Here is an 18,540-nt window from a genome sequence, read left to right on the forward strand (position 1 = left end):
TAAAATCATTATATATTATCGGTTTATAATAAAGATTTTTTATGACAAAGTTATTACAAAAAAATTAATGTAAGGAATTCAATGAAAAAGATTTCACTTGTTCTTGGGAGCGGAGGAGCAAGAGGATATGCTCATATTGGAGCAATTGAAGAGATAGTAAAAAGAGGTTATGAAATAGTAGCGATCAGTGGCTCTTCCATGGGGGCTTTAATTGGGGGACTTTATGCTTGTGGAAAACTTGACGAATATAAAAATTGGGTGTTGACTTTAGATTTTTTAGATGTTATAAAGCTTTTAGATATCTCTTTTGCTCCATCTGGCCTTATAAAAGGTGATAGAGTTTTTGAAAAATTAGAATCAATAATCGGCGATATATTAATAGAAGAACTTCCTATAGATTTTACTGCAGTTGCAACGGATCTTTTTAAACAAAAAGAGGTCTGGTTTCAAAAAGGAAAACTCATTGATGCCATTAGAGCTTCAATTGCAATTCCCACATTTTTTACACCAAAATATATAGATGGAAGAGTTTTTGTAGATGGTGGAATTGTAAATCCTCTTCCTATTGCTCCGGTAATGAGTGAGATTTGTGATTTGACTATTGCTATTAATCTCAACAGCAATAAGCCATTATTAAAACATATAAAACTTTCAAAAAAAGAGAAAGAAGAAAAAGAGAGAGCAAAAAACTTTTTTGAAGAGCTTTTAGAAAATGCTCAAAAAAAGTTTGAAAATATTGAAAAAGAAAAGGAGTTAAACTATCTTTCTATAATTTCAAGGTCTATCGATACTATGCAAAATATTCTCTCAAACTATAAAATAGCCGGCTACAGACCAGATATAATTATAGAAATCCCAAAAGATAGTGCAATGTTTTATGAGTTTCATAGAGCTAAAGAACTTATAAAACTAGGGAAAGAACTGGCAAAAGAGGCTCTTTTAGATTTTGAAAAAAATATCAATCCCACTTTTTGATAAGATAATCTTTCATTTTTTCAAATTCACAAGCCTGTTTTTCATAATACTCTTCTGCTTCTGTTGAAGATTTTCCATCTAGTTCATTTACTAAAGATGCTACTCTTGCATTATAAAGAGGTATCATTGTTTCAAGAAGTTTCATCTCCTGTCTTGGTGTTTTATGAAAAGCTGCCATATAACTATAAACTATCCTTATCCAGCAGCTATTTTCAAGAATAAAATTTTTACTATTATCTATTTTAGCAAGAGAAGATATTCTTTTAAAATCATTTTTATCTAAAATCTTTTCCCATAAAACTCCAAAATTGTTATATCCTATTTTAAAATATTCTATAAGCCCTTCAATATCAATCTCAAATGGTTCTGGTTCTTCTCCTATATCTTCACCAACTATAGGTACAGATTTTGAACCTTTTATCTTTTTCCAAAATTTTTCATATTTTTCACTAAGTTTAAATATAGTACCAACAACCTCTCTATACATAGAACTTAAATCGCTTGATGGATCTTTCGCATTATGAATTTTTGCACCAAGTCTTGCTTCACAAATATTGGCATTTTTCACAATAGCTGTAGTTGTAAGCCAAATATCAACACCAAATTTTGCTATTTCACTCTCCCAAACATCCTCTTCCATATACTCTTTAACCATTCTATTTGAAAAAGCAAAATCTCCTCCTATTGGCTGTCTTATTCTTTTTCCATAAAGAGCTCTTGTTAGATTGTATGCTATTGTGTTTGTTATAGTTGCATCAAATTTATATCTTTTATAAAATGGAGCAACATAATCATAACCATTGAGAGTTGGTTCAACCATATTTTTAATCCATTCAGGTATGATTGATCTTAAATCAGAATCAAAAAGCACAACACTTTTTGCCTGTAAAAACTGTGCAGCTTCAAATATTGCCCTAATTGCTGATCCTTTTCCAGGAATACCTCTATAAATGGAAACAAGTTTTTTTATATTAAAGCTATCTATTACAGTATTTAAAGCCTCCTCTCTTGTATCATCAGTTGAGCCGCCATCAGCAACAAATATCAAAGATTTACAATCTGGATAATATTTTTCAAGCCCAAAAGCAGCCTGTTTTATCACATGAGAAATAGTATTTTGACTATAATATGCTGGTATTCCTATAACTATATCTGCACTGTTTAAATTTTCAATTGCCTTTCTTGCATCATCTCTTAAGGCTGTTATTACTCTATATTTTCTCATTTTATATCCTTATAATCTTTCATGCAGTGGAATTTTTTTTAAAAGAGAAGGCGAATCTTTTAAAGTTTGGCCATCAACAAATCTTATATAACTTTCACTCCACCATTTTATATCAAATTTTTTAATATGATTTTGAAGACTATTTAATTTTTCTTTAATTAAATCTTTATTTTCATTTAATATTTTATAAATTATATCGCTATTTCTATCATAATCAAAAGGATTAATTAGATAAGCATCTTTATAGAGTTCTTGAGCTGCTCCTGTAAATTCACTTAAAATAAGAGCACCAAAAGAGTCTTTTTCTTTAGATGCTATAAACTCTTTTGATACTAAATTCATACCATCTTTTATAGATGAAACATAACATATATCTGCAACATTATAATATGCTACCAAAGTATTAAAATCTAGCCTCTTATCTAAAACAACTATAGGTTTATAACTGTTTTTAGAAAATTTCTCATTAACTCTTTCACACTCCTTGAAAAATTTCTCCTCTAACTCTTTATAAACTTTTGCTTTTTTTATATTTTTGCTAACAGCTTCAATAAAAACAATTTTTCCTATAAATTGTGGATACTTTTCTAAAAATGTTTCATAACTTTTTATCTTTTCTAAAAGCCCTTTTGTAAAATCTAATCTATCTGCACAAAATACAATCTTTTTACCTTTATAAATATCTAATAAATTATTTGCAATTTTTTTAGTAATTTCAAGATCTTTTGCTTTTTCATATTTTTGATAATCTATGCTGATAGGAAAAATTTTTGCTTTTGTTACATTTTCTTTATAAACAATTTTATAGAAATCTTTTTCATAATTAATTGTTATATCTTCAAAGAAAAGCTTTAAACAATTTATAAAATTTTCAAGATCATTATATGATTGAAATCCTAAGATATCATAATCCAAAAGCCCTTTAAGCAAAGACTCTCTCCAAGGCAATCTTATAAAAAGTTCTGGATTTGGAAAAGGAATATGAAGAAAAAAACCAATTTTTTTATCTTTTTTGATCTTTTTTATATATTTTGGAAGTAATAAAAATTGATAATCATGAACCCATATAAAATCAAAATTATTACAATTTTCTACTATTTTTTGTGCAAATTTTTTATTTACTTTTTTATAAAATTTCCAATATTTTTCTTCAAATAAAGCATAATCTACAAACTCGTGAAAAAGTGGCCAAAGAGTAATATTAGAAAAGCCGTGAAAAAAGTTTATAATCTCATCTTTATTAAGCTCAACAGGAATCATATTTATTTTTTCTTTTTGGCTCTCATTGTTTATTATATCTTTAATTTGAGATGTTAATTTAGAGTATCCATGCCATCCAATCCAAGAAACATCCATAAATTTTGATACCTGCTCTATAGCCCTAATAAGACCACCTGGGCTCTTTTTTATTATAAAACCTTCATTACTCTTTTTTATAACGATAGGTAATATTGCCGAAACCAGCAATACTCTTTTCATGTCCGACCTTTATATTTTTTAAAAACTCTGCAGCTTTTTCTGGCTCAACTACATTAATTGTATCAAGTGTTCCATGTTCAAAGCCACCAAATATATTAATTCTTGGCAATATTTCAAAATGCCAATGAAAATATTTTTCAGCTTCATCTGTTTTTTTTGGCAAAGAGACAAGTATTAGATTGAAAGGTATCTCTTTTGCTATTTTTTCCAATCTTAAAAAAGCCTCTTTGAAAATTTCAGATAAAAGCTTTATATCCTTTTTATCACACTTTCCAAAATCACTAAAATGATTTTTAGGAACAATTTTCATCTCATATGGATAAAATGATGCGAAAGGAGCATAAAGTATATATTTTTCATTTTCATATATCACTCTACTTTTCTCTTTTTGCTCACATTTTATCTCATCACAAAGAAGACATCTATTTTTTTTGGAAAAATATTTTTCGCTTTGATTTAATATAGTTTTTATCTGAGTAGGAATATATGGAAGAGCTAAAATCTGAGAATGAGAATGCAATATACTGGCTCCAGCTTCATAACCTCTGTTTTTAAATATATGAACATATTGAATATATTCATTTTCATATAATGAATTTAATCTTTTTTGATATGTTTTCAATAATAAATAAAACTCATCAATTGTAAAACTTTCAAACTGTTTACAAATATCTGGAGTCTCTATGACAATCTCATGAAAGCCATAACCATTAAAACTTTCAAATATACATTTTTTATTTTTTCTAAAAATTTCATTCTTTAAAGCAGGATATTTATTTGGTATAACTCTTATTTTCCATCCAGGAGAGTTTGGTTTTGATCCATCTTCTCTAACAGCATAAATTTCAGGCGGAGTTAAATGCTCTTTTCCATATGCAAATATTGACTCATAACTCTTTTCAAACTTTTTTATTTCAAACTTTTCAAATGGCCTTTTTGCCCTTCCCGGCTCAACTATAACATATCTATCTTTTAATCTATCGTATCTAATCTCACTCACTATTTTACCTTTTTATCCTCTTTTACTGCGTTTTTTAGCATTTCTCCAATATCTGGTAAAACGCTTCTTACATTGCTCCATGAAGAAAGTGCCGGTACACCTAAAGGATCTTCCAAAAATCTAATAGAAGCCTCTTTTAAGCTCTCTTGGAAAATTTCAGCTGCTAAAATCTCTTTGTATCTATCATACTCTAAACCATTTATTTTACTAATAGCAGCATATTGGCTTATTGCATATCTTGATTCATCAAAATAGCAGCTAAAAAGTGAATTAAAATCATATTTTGTAAAAACCATTCCTTGCTGAGCCATTAATCTAAAAAGATTTTGAGCAATCTCGTTTGCCATTCTTGCAATTCCGGTATTGCTTTTTGTACTACCAAGGGCTTGATGCTTGTGTTCATAATTTTGCATGATTTCTGTTTGGCATATTCTTTTTACTGAAGTATTGTTATAAACTTCACTTAATGTTGAAACCTCCAATCCCCATGTTGGAGAGATCCTTATACCTCTTGCAAGAGATCTAATAAGTGCAAATTCGCCAGAAAGGGCATATCTAAAACTCATAAGATATTCTATATATCTATTTTCTCCAAAAATTTTTTTTATCGATTTTAATAGTGGGGTATAAAAAAGCCTTGTTACTCTTCCATGAAGTCTATTTGTAACTCTTGAATAGTAGCCTTTATTAAATTCATATGTTAAAGTAGGATTTACTATAGGATAAAAAAGTTTAGCAGGTATTTCTCTTGAATAATTGACTATATCACAATCATGCAAAGCTATTGCATAATTTTCCTTTTCAGCCAGTGCATATCCAAGCATTATCCAAACATTTAAACCTTTTCCTCTCTTTTCAATAGAATCAAAACCATGTTTATTTAAAAATCCAAAAATCTCTTGTATTCTTGGACCATCATTCCATAAAATATCCACTTGATATGGTATTTGGCTCATTATCTCTTTAACTTTGACAAACTGCTCTTTGCTCGCTCTATCAAGACCAAGAATTATTTTATGAATATATTTAACATTTTTTAGCTCTTCTATAATTCTTTGCATAGCAGGATTTTCAAATTCACTATATAAAGCAGGCAGCAAAAGTACCATATTTCTTCTTTTTGAAAACTCTAAAAGCTCCTCTTCAATCCCTGAAAAATCCTTATTGCCAAGTTTTGAAAGTGTTGTTATTATTCCATTTTGAAAAAAATCTCCCATATTATTCCTTTCTTTTGGGCTCCTCTTTTATAAGTACTGCTATATCCATAACATTTGTTCCTGAATATCCTGTTATTAAAAGATTTGAGCATTTTTCAAAAAAATGAAAAGAGTCATTATTTTCTAAAAAACTATCTATATCAAGATTTAACTCTTTTGATTTTTCATATATTTTAAAATCAGCTAATGCTCCAGCAGCATTACTATTTCCATCTATCCCATCAGTCCCGGCACTTAAAAACTCAATATTTTCATAATCATCTATCTCTTTCAAAGCTGCCAATGCCATCTCTTGATTTCTTCCACCTTTTCCTTTTCCTTTTACATGCACTACACTTTCTCCTCCAAAAAGCCAGACAAAATCTTTAAAATATGTAACCTTTTTTGCTCTTTTTATGATATCTTCGCCTATATTTCTAGCCTCTTTACACATTTTATCTGTAACAATATAGGCTTTATAGCCCAGTTTTTTTGCCTCTATTTTTGCAGCATTCAAAGCAATTTTATTGGAAGCTAAAATAAAATGCTCTATATTTTTTTTCTTAATTTTCAAAGTCTCATCTATCTTATTTTCTATTCCATTTTCTATAACATCTATTACACTTTTTGGCACTTTTTTTAAAATATCATATTTTATTAGTACCTCTTTTGCATCTTCAAAAGTTGATCTATCAATATAGCATGGTGCTGAACCAATAACCTCTAAATCATCACCTATTACATCTGATATGACTAAAACTGCTGCAGTGCTTTTGCATTTTGTTGCAAGTTTTCCACCTTTTATCATGGAGATATGTTTTCTAACAATATTTATCTCATCAATATCAGCACCACTTTTTAATAATAGCTCATTTGTTTTTTGAAGATCTTGCAATGAAATTGGAGGGATAGTATATTCCATAAGTGCTGAAGCACCACCAGATAAAAGAAATATAGCCAAATCATTTTCATCTATTTTTTCAACAAGTTTTAAAATAGATTTTGCTCCATTAAAGCTTTTCTCATCTGGAATTGGGTGTGAACCTTTTAAAATTTTAATATTTCCAATATCTTTTTCCTCAGTTGAAATAACAATTCCTTTTTTTATTTTTTCTTTTAAAATAGCCTCAATTGCTTCAGCCATTTTTCCTGATGCTTTTCCAGCTCCTAAAATATATATATTTTTATAATTTTTAAGTTCATATTTTCTATTTTTTATATAAAGAGTATCTTTATCTAATTTAACACTATCTTTAATGACATTTTGTGGCAAAACAGCTTCAACTGCTTTAAAAAAAATATCTTTGGCATCCTCTCTTTTTAAAACAACACCAACACACTCTCCCCAGCCCTTGCTACCTGGATATTTTGATTTTATAAGATTTTTTAAAGATATATTCTCATAGGATTGGTCAAATTTTTTAATAAGTATAGGGATATCTGCACTTTTTAGCATCTCTATATCATTTTTACTATCCCCAACTCCCACAACCAATATATCTTGATTGAAATATTTTTTATAAATATTAGCTACTATATTTAATGCTTTTCCTTTATCTTGATTGATTCCTATAATATGGAAAAATCTTCCACCTTTTGTTATTTTAAGACCAAATTTTTTAGCCTCTTTTTCAATTTTTTCTAAATCTTCATTTTCAAGCAAAAATGGCTCACTGAATTCTCTTTTTTTAGCATTTTTTGCATTTTTTATATCAAGACCTGTTAATTTAGCAACCTCCTCATCGCTTAAATCACTAAATCCTTTAATATTAAATCTTTTTTTAAACTCTAAAATCTTTTTATACTCTTCACCTAAAACAATCGCATAATATTTATCTATTTTTTTAGCCTCTTTTGGAAGATAGTTTTTTAAATATTTTGGGAAAAATATTGCAGCGCCATTTTCACAAATAAAAGGAAAATCAATCTGGAGTTTTTCTTTTATCTCTTCAATCTCAAATCTTGTTTTACTTGAGGTTAAAATAAGAGGAATATCCCTTTTTTTTATCTTATTTAAAACCTTTTTTGCCCCCTCAAATGAATATGTGTCATGATCAAGCAGCGATCCATCAAGGTCTGTAAATATTAATAATTTTTTACTTTTCATAAATAAACCTCAAATTTATATCAAAATATATTATAATCTAATAAGTTAAGATTTTTATAAAGGGCTGTATTGAAAAAAAGAATAAAAGAGAAAATTTTAGATGAGATAAGAGAAAATAGAGAAAAAATAAAAAAGATGGGGCCCGGAATCATTACAGGTGGGGCTGGAGATGATCCTGCTGGAATTGTAACTTGTACGGTTGTTGGGGCAACAACTGGTTTTCATCTTTTATGGCTTGCTTTTTTATCTGCTCCTATGATGATTGCTATTCAAGATAGTGTCTCTAAAATAGCTATAGTAACTGGAAAAAGTCTTCCAGAAATTACAAATATTTTATATGGAAAAAAATATACAATATTGATGGTTTTATTTCTTTCAATTGCAAATATTTTTACAATAGGGGCAGATTTAAATGCCATTGCTGAAATTTTTGCAATATCCACAGGTTATGATAGTCTCTATTTTCTTATACCAATAACCGGTATTATTGCTTATCTTGTAATGTTTAAGCAGTATAAAACAGTTAAAAAAGTTTTTCTTTTATTAACACTGATTTTAAGTGTATATATATTATCAGCCATTTTAGCAAATCCAGATTTAAAAAGTCTTCTTATTGGAACTTTTTTACCTCATCTTCCTATTGAGTCAGTTTTTATTATGGCTTCTCTTGGTTATCTTGGTACAAAAATGTCTCCATATCTTCTTTTTTGGCAAGCTTCAGAAGAAAAAGAGGAACACAGAACAGTAGTTCAAGCAAAAGAAGCATCCTTTGATACAGTTGTTGGAATGATATACTCAAGTGCTCTTGATTTTTTTATAATTGTAGCTGCAGCTGCCACGCTGTATGGAAAAGTAAATAATATAGAGACTGTAAAAGATGCCGCTCTTGCTTTAAAACCAATAGCTGGTGAATACTCTTTTATTCTATTTAGTATAGGAGTTTTAGCTTCTGGATTTTTAGCAGTACCTGTTTTGGCTGGATCAACAGCTTATGCAATAGCTGATACTTTTGGCTGGAGAGAGGGTATGGATAATAAAGTCAGTGATGCAAAAGGTTTTTATACAGTATTTTTGGGCGCACTTATAATTGGAGATTTTATAGATTTGTCTTCAATATCAGTTGTTGATGCGCTATATTATTCACAAATTCTTGATGGGATAATGCTTCCTTTTTTAATTTTAATAGTATTAAGCATAAGTAATAATAAAAAAATAATGGGTGATTTTAAAAATACAAAATTTAACAATATCTTTTCTATTTTTACATTTTTCATAACTTCTATATTAACTGCTATAATGTTTTATGAAATCTTTTAAAGGCGCTTTATGGATTCAATAATTTATCTAATTAAAGAGACTCCAGAATGGCTATTTTTAGTTTTTGTTGCTGGTATTTTATTTATTGAAATATTTGGTGACAGGCCTTAATAAGAAGCCATTTTATCAATGAGTTCTTTATGTATTATTCCATTTGAGGCAACAATAATATCTCCAAATTTATACTCATTTCCTAAATGATTAGTTACCTTTCCTCCAGCCTCTTCAACAAGCAAAATCCCAGCTGCTACATCCCAAGGTTTTAAATTAACTTCATAAAATCCTGCAAATCTTCCACATGCAACATAACTTAAATCAATAGCAGCTGAACCAAGTCTTCTTATATCTCTTGTAAAAGGCAGTAGATTTGCCATAGTATCTATAACCCATCTATAATCTTTTCCTCTTTTGATTTTTGTATATGGAAATCCTGTTGCAATTAGTGAACTAATTAAATCTTTGCTATTATTTACAAAAATTCTCTCATCATTTAAAAATGCTCCAACATCTTTTTTAGCCCAAAAAAGCTCATTTAAAATAGGATTATAAACAATCCCTTCTACTGGTTTTGAATCTATATATATCCCAATAGATATACAAACATAAGCAATGGAGTGTACAAAATTTGTTGTTCCATCAATTGGGTCAATAAAGATTGCTTTTTTAGGAATAGAACTTCCTTTAAAACTCTCTTCAGCAACTATCTCATAATCTGGATATATTTTTGATAATCTATCTTTTAAAAATTTTTCTATCTTTACATCATATTCAGTTACAAGATCAATCTCACTTTTAAAATTTACCTTCTTTTTATGAAAATAGCCATATTTTAAAATCTCTCCAGCCTCTTTAACAATATCTTTTAGCATAAAGCTCCTTTTAACATTAGACATTGGACATTGGACATTGGACATTAGTCATTAGTTATTAGTCATTGGGAATTGGGAATTGGTACTTAATTTTTAACTATCACTATCCACTATCACTAAACCTTTTATCCTTCAGCCTTCAACCTTAAATTTAACCGAAAATTTTCATTCGCTTCGCTCGCTTGATTTTCGTCAATGTAAACCAGCTGTTCGTATGCTCAGACACGAAATTCCTTGAATTTCGGCTTCGCATATACTCTCGTCTTCGCTTCGGGACACAAGCAAAACAGTTTGCTTGTTCAAAGCTCCGCTTTGCCCTCGCTCACTTACACCTTGCCTCCTCATACATCCCATTTACCTTTCATTTACTTTTCATTTAATTTTGTTTACAAAAAATATAATATCATTTCATTACTAAAAGATTCAAAAGTTTTCTTACTCCCTTTTGAATCTTTTATAAAATAAAAATGGAGGATAAATTATGAAAAAAACTCTAATATTATCAATAGCAACTGCTCTTATTTTATCTGCTGCTACTATTACATTTAATGAAGCGCCAAAAGAGTTTAAAAGAGTTATGCCTCAAGGTGATAAAAATGTTGTTTTATCATTTTATGATGCTATAAAAGAGGCAAAAGAAAGCGTTGTAAATATTTCTACAAAAAAAAGAGTCAAAACTCCAAACTTTGCGGGATCACCATTTTTTAATGATCCATTTTTTAGACAATTTTTTGGCCCACTGTTTAAAGATAGAATACCAAAAGATAGAATACAAAGATCACTTGGTTCAGGGGTAATTATCAGTCAAGATGGATATATTGTAACAAATAATCATGTAATAAACGATGCTGATGAGATAACTGTAACTATTCCAGGTAGCGATAAAGAGTATAAGGCAAAAATTATAGGAAAAGACCCATTAACAGATATTGCTGTTATTAAAATTGATGCAAAAAATCTAAAACCAATAAAACTTGGTGATTCATCAAAATTAAAAACTGGTGATATTGTTTTTGCAATTGGAAATCCTTTTGCAGTTGGAGAAACAGTAACACAAGGTATAGTTTCAGGTTTAAATAGAAGCAATGTTGGTATCAATACATATGAAAATTTTATACAAACAGATGCAGCTATAAATCCTGGAAACTCTGGTGGGGCTCTGGTTGATAGCAGAGGAGCTCTTGTTGGAATAAACAGTGCTATTATTACAAGAAGTGGTGGCAATAATGGTATCGGATTTGCAATTCCTGTAAATATGATGAAAGATGTTGTTAAAAAACTTGTTGAAAAAGGTAAAATTGAAAGAGGATATTTAGGTGTAATAATAGAAGATTTAAAAGGCAGTTTAAAAGAGGTTTACAAGCATAAATATGGAGCTGTAATTGTCGATGTTGCCAAAGATTCAGCAGCTCAAAAAGCAGGTTTAAAAAGAGGAGACTTGATACTAGAGGTTGATGACAAAAAAGTAGATGATGCAAATGAACTAAAAACTTTAATTGGTTCAAAAGCACCAGGAGAAAAAGTAAAAATTAAATATGAAAGGAATAAAAAAGTTTATACAACTATTGTTACATTAAAACAAAGACCAGAATCTTCAAAAGAATCTGTTGAAAGTGAAACATATGGCCTTGAATTAAAAAACCTTGATGATAATACAAGAAGATTGTATAATATTCCTAAAGATATTGAAGGTGTATTGGTTACTGAAGTTACCCCAGAGAGTAAAGCTGAAAAAGCTGGCTTTAAAAGAGGGGATATTATTGAAGCTATTGAAGATATGGATATAAAAAATATAGATGATTTTAAAAAGGCCATTAAAAAATATAAAGGTCCAAAAAGAGTCTATATAAATAGACAAGGATATCCTTTGATTCTTGTATTGAAATAGGTCTGGGTTTTCCCAGTCCACTATTAGCATATTGGTGTATTAGCATATTATCTCATCTCATCCTCCTATATACCAATATGCTAATACACCGCCTACATAGCTTTCTAAAAGGACAAAATTGAAAGTAGCAATGATTGAAGATGATATTGAACTTTCAGAAATATTAAGTGAATTTTTAAATAAACATAATATAAAAGTTAAAAACTTTGAAGATCCATATATTGCACTCTCTTCGTTAAAAATAGAAAATTTTGATGCACTTATTTTAGATCTAACACTTCCTGATATGGATGGATTGGAGATTTTAAAAAAAATTAGAGAATTTAGTGATATTCCTATTATAATATCAAGTGCAAGAAGTGATCTAACTGACAAAATTATTGGCCTTGAACTTGGAGCAGATGATTATCTTCCAAAACCATACAATCCAAGAGAGCTTGAAGCAAGACTAAAAGCTATTACAAGACGAAGAGAAAAAAAAAGCCAAAAAGATTTTTTTATCGATAAAGATTCAAATGAGATAAAATTAAAAGGAAAAATTTTACAATTAACTCCTGCAGAATATGAAATATTGTCCTATTTGATTGAGCATCCAAATAGAGCAGTATCTAGAGAGGAGCTAATAAAAAATATAGATTTAATAAATCCAAATTCCAGTGAAAAAAGCATTGATGTTATCATTGGAAGGATTAGACAAAAAATTGAAGATGACCCCAAAAATCCAAAATATATCCGCTCAGTAAGAGGCGTAGGGTATAAGTTTGTAAATTAGGTGAGTAGGGTAAGTTAGGTGAGTTAGAGGGTCATTGGTCATTAAGTCATTGGACATTAGACATTGGTTTTTAGTGTTAGTAGATAGTGATAGTGTTTGTGTTTGTTATGGACTAAAAACTCACACCCACATTTAATATTAAGGTTGAAGGCTGAAGGTTGAAGGGATTAGGTGATAGTGGATATAAAAAACTCAGCACTTAGCACTCAACATCAATTCCAAATTCCTAATTCCTAATTCCCAATGACTCAATGACTAATGTCTAATGACCAATATCTAATCACAAATCATGGAAAACATATGAAAAGATCAATATTTTTCTCAATCACATTTATCTTTTTAATTGCATTTTTAGCAATTACTGCCTCTTTTTATCTTTTTCTAAAATATGAAAAAATAAATAAAAAAACTCAAATTGATAAAAGATTTGAGTTTATATCAAATACGCTTCCATGGAAACTTCAAAATATTAAAAATCCAAATAAGCTTATAAAAGAGTTAAAAAAGATAGATTTAGAGCCCATTTTTTATGCAAAAGAGGCTATAAATATTTTAAAAAATTCAAAAAAGATAAAAAAAATATCCAGTGAAATTGGAGATATTTGGCTTTTAAAATATAAAAATGAAAACTATATCTTTATTCAAAGTTTTGGAAACTCTTTATTATTAAAAGATCTATCAAGTTTGGAAATTGATGATTTTTTTATCTATTTTATCTTTTCTATTGTAATTTTACTTATTTTTCTTGTCTATATTGGCGTAATATTAAAACTTAGACCTCTTAAAAAAATAGAAAATGAACTTAAAAAGTTCTCAAAAGGAGAGATGAATTTAAATCTTGATATAAAAGGAAGCAGTGAAATAACAGAAGTTGCAAAAAACCTTAAAAACTCAATAGATGCAGTTAAAAATATGCTAAATTCAAGAAAACTTCTGCTTAGAAACATTATGCATGAACTAAAAACTCCTATAACAAAAGGAAGAATCGTTGCAGAAATGGTTGAAAATGAAAAACAAAGAAATAGGCTTATCTCTATATTTGAAAGGTTAAACTCTCTTATAAATGAAATCGCAGCTATTGAATCAATAGATAGCAAGATTCAAATAAAAAAGGTTAAAAAAAATATAAAAGATTTTTTACAAGAGGCTATAAATCTAGGGCTTTTTGATAAAAAACAGATTATTATAAAATATTATGACAATCCTCAAATTGAGGCTGATTACAAACTTTTTAGTATTGCTTTAAAAAATCTAATAGAAAATGGAATAAAATATTCACAAGATAACCAAGTAAAAATAGCAGTCTATAAAGATAAAATTGATATTATTAATAAAGGCAAACCATTAAAAAAAGAGTTTAACTATTATCTTGAACCATTTACTAAAGAGGGCAAAAACTCTGGTTTTGGCTTAGGACTATATCTTGTAAACTCCATATTAAAACTTCACAACTTTAAACTTTCTTATAAATATTCCGATAATAGAAATATATTTATAATTCATTTATATTAAATTTTATTTAACAATAAAACAAATATAATAAAATAAAAGTTAGGATAAAAAATGAAGATATTTTTATATTTACTATTAAGCTTCATAACTATTTTTGCCAAAAATCTTGATGTTTTACTTGAAAAATATAAAAAAGAGTCTGAACTTTCAAAAATAACAAAAATAGACACTGCAGGAATAGTTCATATTTTCACAAGAGAAGATTTAGAAAAGATGCAAGGCTCAAGCCTTAAAGATATTTTAAAATTGATTCCTGGATTAAATTATACCTTTACTCCAAACTATACACCTCTATTTACACAAGCTTCTGGAAGTTATGTAAATCAAACAGCAGTAAGGATATATATAAATAATCACGATTTAACTAGTACCTCTTTCGGAAGTGCTCTTTTAATTTGGGGAGATATGCCTATTGAAGCTTTTGATCATATTGAAATTTATAAAGGTGCTTCATCTATCGAGTTTGGAAGCGAAACAGCAATACTTATCATAAAATTATATACAAAACTCCCAAGTAGAGAAGAGGGTAAAAAAATTAGAATAATTAAAGATAGCTTAGGAAGTAGCTCTTTTGATAGCTATTTGGCTAAAACCGGAACTGATAATGAGTTTTTTATATATGCTCATGCTAAAGATTTCAATTCTAAAAGATATGAAAATGATGGATTTGCAGTTACAAGAGATTATAAAGATTATATGTTTTTTGGAAATTATAAAAGAAAAGATATAAATATTGAGAGTGGATATTTAAAAATAGACAAAGACCCATATTTAGGAAATGGTAAACTATATCATCCAACTGGCGGAGGATTGGATGCATATCATGGATATATAAATATTGAAAAATATATTAATGATATAAAATTTAGAATCTCTTTTGATAATTTAAAATATAAAAGAAAATATAGAGATAGAGATGGAGTTTATACTTCAAAAGGGTATGTAAATATATATAATATCGATTTTGAAGATAATATTTTTTCTATATTTGGAGAAAAAAAGATAAAAAAAGAAAATGATCATTTTGTTTTTGGAGGATTTTATAAATATAAATCTTATAAAGAAAATGGCCACTTTGATCAATTTCATATAAATCCTAAAAACTCATTAAATCTATACTCATTATATTTTGAAAATAGACACAAATTTTCAGATGATTTTATGTCACTTTTATTATTAAAAGGAGATTTTTATAGATATAATAAAGATATAAAATCTCATAACAAATTAATATCAAAAATAGGATTTGTAAAAAGATTAAATAATTTAAAATTAAAGCTTTTTTATACAAAAACCTATCTTCCTATTGAATTTTATAAGCTATATACGCAAAATGATCTACCGTTTAAATCCAATCCAAATCTAAAATTTCCTAATATAAATTTTCTAACATTTGAATCTATATATACAAATAAAAAATATAAAATCTCTTTAAAAGCTGGAAAAAAAGTTATTAAAAATAAAATAAGTTTTGATTATTTAAATAAAAGCTTTATAAATTTTAATGAAAAAGTAAAAGTCAATTTTTATGAATTTGAATATGGTTATAATTTTGATTTGGATAATAAACTATCTTTTAATCTTGTTAAATATAAAAATAATCAAAATGAACTTTCTCCAGATATACAAATTTTTTTAAGAGTGTTTAATAAAATAGAAGATTTTTATCTATATAATGAACTTTCATATAAAAACTCATATTTTTATAATAATCAAAAGATTGATAGTTCTTTGGATTTTACTTCATCAATAAAATATTTTATAAATAAAGATTTATCTATTGGACTTAGAGGAGAGAATATATTAAATAAAGGTTTTAAACAAGCATATCGAAAAACAGCAAATATTTATCCTGTATTTGATCATAGATTTATTTTTAATATGGAGTATACATTTTGAAAAAGTTTTTTTTAATTATATTAATTTTTTTTAATCTTTTTGCATCTGTAGAAAATATCGAAAGAGAAATATACTCAACTATTATAAAATCGATATTTCCTAAAAAAGAGACAGTTAAAATTTGGGTTGATGATAATAAAAAAGTTTCAATATTTAAAAAAATAGATTTTGCAAAAATAACAGATAATTATGAAAACTCTGATATTTTATTTATTTTCCATGAAAAGAGTTTAAAAGATATAAAAACAGATAAGATTATTATATTTGTTGGTAAATACTCTTTAATAAAAAATTATCAAAATAGAGTTATCGGTGGTTTTTTTTGGCAAAAAGGAAGACCAAACATAATCTTTTTAAGAAAAAATCTTCAAAAATTTAATATTTCTCTTCCAAAAGAATTTAACAAATATATAGAGGATAGAGTTTGAGACATATTTATAAAGTGTTGGCAATTTTAATTGCATTTATATCTATTCTCATTGTCTATTTATATATTTCAACTTTCACAATAGAAAAAGGTTTAACTAATAAATTAAATACTCTTTTTTTAAAACATGTAAAAGATACTGCAAATAACATAAATCTTTTTATTAAAAATTATTATGCCAATAACCTTTATCAAGAGTTAAAAGAAGATAAAAAACTAAGAGATTTTCTTCAAAATGCTCTAACTTTGAGTGTATCTTATCCAAATAGATATGTATATATACTATATAGAGACAAAAAAGGAAAATATAGATATCTTCTTGATGGAAGTAAAGAAGATAAAGGTGAATTTGATCAAAAACTTGATGTTGATAAAAAAGAGTGGGATTTAGTTTATAAAACAAAAAAAGATAAAGTTATACAACATAGAAATTCTGAATTTTTATATATAACTTACCTAAAACCTATTGTAAAGAATGGCAATGTAGATGGAATAATTGCTATAGATTTTACAAGTGATTTTCCAAAAACAATTTCAGATATATTGTCTCCTCTAAAACAGATTTTTTCATATATTTTTATTACCTTTTTTATAATTTTTTTAATTTTAATTTATCAATTTTATCTATATTATAAAACAAAAAAATTAGCAATAATTGATCCTTTAACGGAAGCTTATAATAGAACATACTTAAGAGATTTTTTGAATAGTTTTGACCCAAATAAATACTCTATACTTATGGTTGATATAGACCATTTTAAAAAGATAAATGATAATTATGGCCACAAAGTAGGCGATATAGTATTAAGAGAGTTTTCAACTATAGTCAAAAGAATTTTAAGAGATAGCGATATTATAATAAGGTATGGAGGGGAAGAGTTTTTAATATTTTTAAATAAAGAAAATAGTAGTATAGATCCAATAAAAATTGCAGAGAGGATTAGAGAAACTTTTGAAAAAACCTCTTTTAATATTAATAAAAAAAATAGAATAAATATAACAGTTTCAATTGGTGTTATATCATATCCTGAAAAGTATAAAAAAGTTACAGATGCGATAAAAAAAGCTGATGAAATGCTATATATAGCTAAAAAAAGTGGTAGAAACAAAATAATTCAAGACGAAAATAGTAATTTTATAAAAATAGTAGATAAAGATATAAATTTCGTAAAAGAGGCAATTGAGGAAAATAGAATCATTCTTCATTACCAACCAATATATGACATAATCAATAATAAAATCAAAAGCTACGAAGCATTAGTTAGATTAATTGATACTGATGGAACAGTTATCTATCCAAATAGTTTTTTAAGACAAATTGCTTTTACTACAGTTTATAATAATTTAACAAAAAAAATCCTTGAAATAGTATTTGAAACAATTAAAAAAACTCAAAAAACAATAAGTATAAATTTAAATTTTTCTGATATACAGGATAATAAAATCTTTAACATAATTGAAAATGAGATAAAAAAAAATATAAAATTGGCAAATTATCTAATTATTGAACTTTTAGAAAATGAAGCTTTAAGTGAAGAGAAAAATTTATCCAATAAACTTTTAAAACTTAAAAAATATGGAGTAAATATTGCAATTGATGATTTTGGAAGTGGATATTCAAATTTTGGCATATTTAGATATTTACCGATAGATATTTTAAAAATAGATGGGTCATTAATAAAAGAGATAAATAGCTCAAAAATATCTTTTTCTATTGTTAATTCAATAGTTTTTTTCGCCAAAGAAGCAAATATAGAAATTGTTGCAGAATTTGTTGAAAATGAAAATATTTTAAACACTTTAAAAAATTTAAATATAAAATATGCACAGGGGTATCTATTAGGAAAACCTCAACCTCAAATCATAGGATAAAA

Annotated in this window: 14 protein-coding genes; 8 read left to right on the forward strand and 6 right to left on the reverse strand. The window is 27.1% G+C overall.

The annotated features are described in order from the left end of the window. Positions 1-81 precede the first annotated feature (81 nt). Positions 82-975: a patatin-like phospholipase family protein gene (locus QML81_RS02575; RefSeq protein ID WP_281951632.1), complete on the forward strand. Its 894-nt coding sequence runs from the start codon at positions 82-84 to the stop codon at positions 973-975. Here the strand turns inward: QML81_RS02575 and QML81_RS02580 are convergent. The 5 genes from QML81_RS02580 to QML81_RS02600 are packed head-to-tail and all read right to left on the reverse strand — an operon-like array spanning position 959 to position 7,982. Continuing rightward, positions 959-2,200: a glycosyltransferase gene (locus tag QML81_RS02580; RefSeq protein WP_281951633.1), complete on the reverse strand. Its 1,242-nt coding sequence runs from the start codon at positions 2,198-2,200 to the stop codon at positions 959-961. The two genes, QML81_RS02575 and QML81_RS02580, sit on opposite strands and share 17 nt — an antisense overlap. Before the next feature lie 9 nt (positions 2,201-2,209). Next, entirely contained in the window at positions 2,210-3,679 is a 1,470-nt protein-coding gene (locus QML81_RS02585; RefSeq protein WP_281951634.1) for an alpha,alpha-trehalose-phosphate synthase (UDP-forming), read from the reverse strand. Then, on the reverse strand, positions 3,624-4,679 hold the full coding sequence (gene galT, locus QML81_RS02590; RefSeq protein ID WP_281951635.1) for a galactose-1-phosphate uridylyltransferase: 1,056 nt from the start codon (positions 4,677-4,679) through the stop codon (positions 3,624-3,626). Before galT ends, QML81_RS02585 begins: the two co-directional genes overlap by 56 nt. Further along, complete coding sequence (locus QML81_RS02595) at positions 4,679-5,896, reverse strand: glycosyltransferase family protein (protein WP_281951636.1); 1,218 nt, start codon at positions 5,894-5,896, stop codon at positions 4,679-4,681. The genes galT and QML81_RS02595 overlap by 1 nt, the downstream gene beginning before the upstream one ends. Before the next feature lies 1 nt (position 5,897). Further along, positions 5,898-7,982, reverse strand: coding sequence for an HAD-IIB family hydrolase (locus tag QML81_RS02600; RefSeq protein WP_281951637.1), 2,085 nt, complete (start codon positions 7,980-7,982; stop codon positions 5,898-5,900). A 69-nt stretch (positions 7,983-8,051) separates the two neighbouring features. Here QML81_RS02600 and QML81_RS02605 point away from each other — a divergent pair, with 69 nt between their 5' ends. Next, complete coding sequence (locus QML81_RS02605; RefSeq protein WP_281951638.1) at positions 8,052-9,299, forward strand: Nramp family divalent metal transporter; 1,248 nt, start codon at positions 8,052-8,054, stop codon at positions 9,297-9,299. Positions 9,300-9,406: 107 nt separating this feature from the next. Here QML81_RS02605 and QML81_RS02610 read toward each other — a convergent pair whose 3' ends face one another. Further along, the gene (locus tag QML81_RS02610) at positions 9,407-10,168 is read right to left on the reverse strand and encodes an inositol monophosphatase family protein (RefSeq protein ID WP_281951639.1); all 762 of its coding nucleotides are present in this window, start codon (positions 10,166-10,168) and stop codon (positions 9,407-9,409) included. Positions 10,169-10,646: 478 nt separating this feature from the next. Here QML81_RS02610 and QML81_RS02615 point away from each other — a divergent pair, with 478 nt between their 5' ends. The 6 genes from QML81_RS02615 to QML81_RS02640 all read left to right on the forward strand — a co-directional run bounded on the left by QML81_RS02615 (position 10,647) and on the right by QML81_RS02640 (position 18,538). Beyond that, a complete protein-coding gene (locus QML81_RS02615) occupies positions 10,647-12,056 on the forward strand; it encodes a DegQ family serine endoprotease (protein ID WP_345741156.1) in 1,410 nt (469 codons plus the stop codon). A 118-nt stretch (positions 12,057-12,174) separates the two neighbouring features. Next, positions 12,175-12,828: a response regulator transcription factor gene (locus tag QML81_RS02620; RefSeq protein WP_281951641.1), complete on the forward strand. Its 654-nt coding sequence runs from the start codon at positions 12,175-12,177 to the stop codon at positions 12,826-12,828. A gap of 300 nt (positions 12,829-13,128) precedes the next feature. Further along, positions 13,129-14,340 (forward strand): ArsS family sensor histidine kinase, encoded by a 1,212-nt coding sequence (locus QML81_RS02625; RefSeq protein WP_281951642.1) that lies wholly within the window; start codon positions 13,129-13,131, stop codon positions 14,338-14,340. 51 nt (positions 14,341-14,391) lie between these two features. Continuing rightward, positions 14,392-16,239, forward strand: coding sequence for a TonB-dependent receptor plug domain-containing protein (locus tag QML81_RS02630; RefSeq protein ID WP_281951643.1), 1,848 nt, complete (start codon positions 14,392-14,394; stop codon positions 16,237-16,239). After that, the gene (locus QML81_RS02635) at positions 16,236-16,667 is read left to right on the forward strand and encodes a hypothetical protein (protein ID WP_281951644.1); all 432 of its coding nucleotides are present in this window, start codon (positions 16,236-16,238) and stop codon (positions 16,665-16,667) included. The genes QML81_RS02630 and QML81_RS02635 overlap by 4 nt, the downstream gene beginning before the upstream one ends. Then, entirely contained in the window at positions 16,664-18,538 is a 1,875-nt protein-coding gene (locus QML81_RS02640) for an EAL domain-containing protein (protein WP_281951645.1), read from the forward strand. Before QML81_RS02635 ends, QML81_RS02640 begins: the two co-directional genes overlap by 4 nt. Positions 18,539-18,540: the final 2 nt, after the last annotated feature.

It is taken from the genome of Nitrosophilus kaiyonis (assembly GCF_027943725.1).
Classification (GTDB): domain Bacteria; phylum Campylobacterota; class Campylobacteria; order Campylobacterales; family Nitratiruptoraceae; genus Nitrosophilus_A; species Nitrosophilus_A kaiyonis.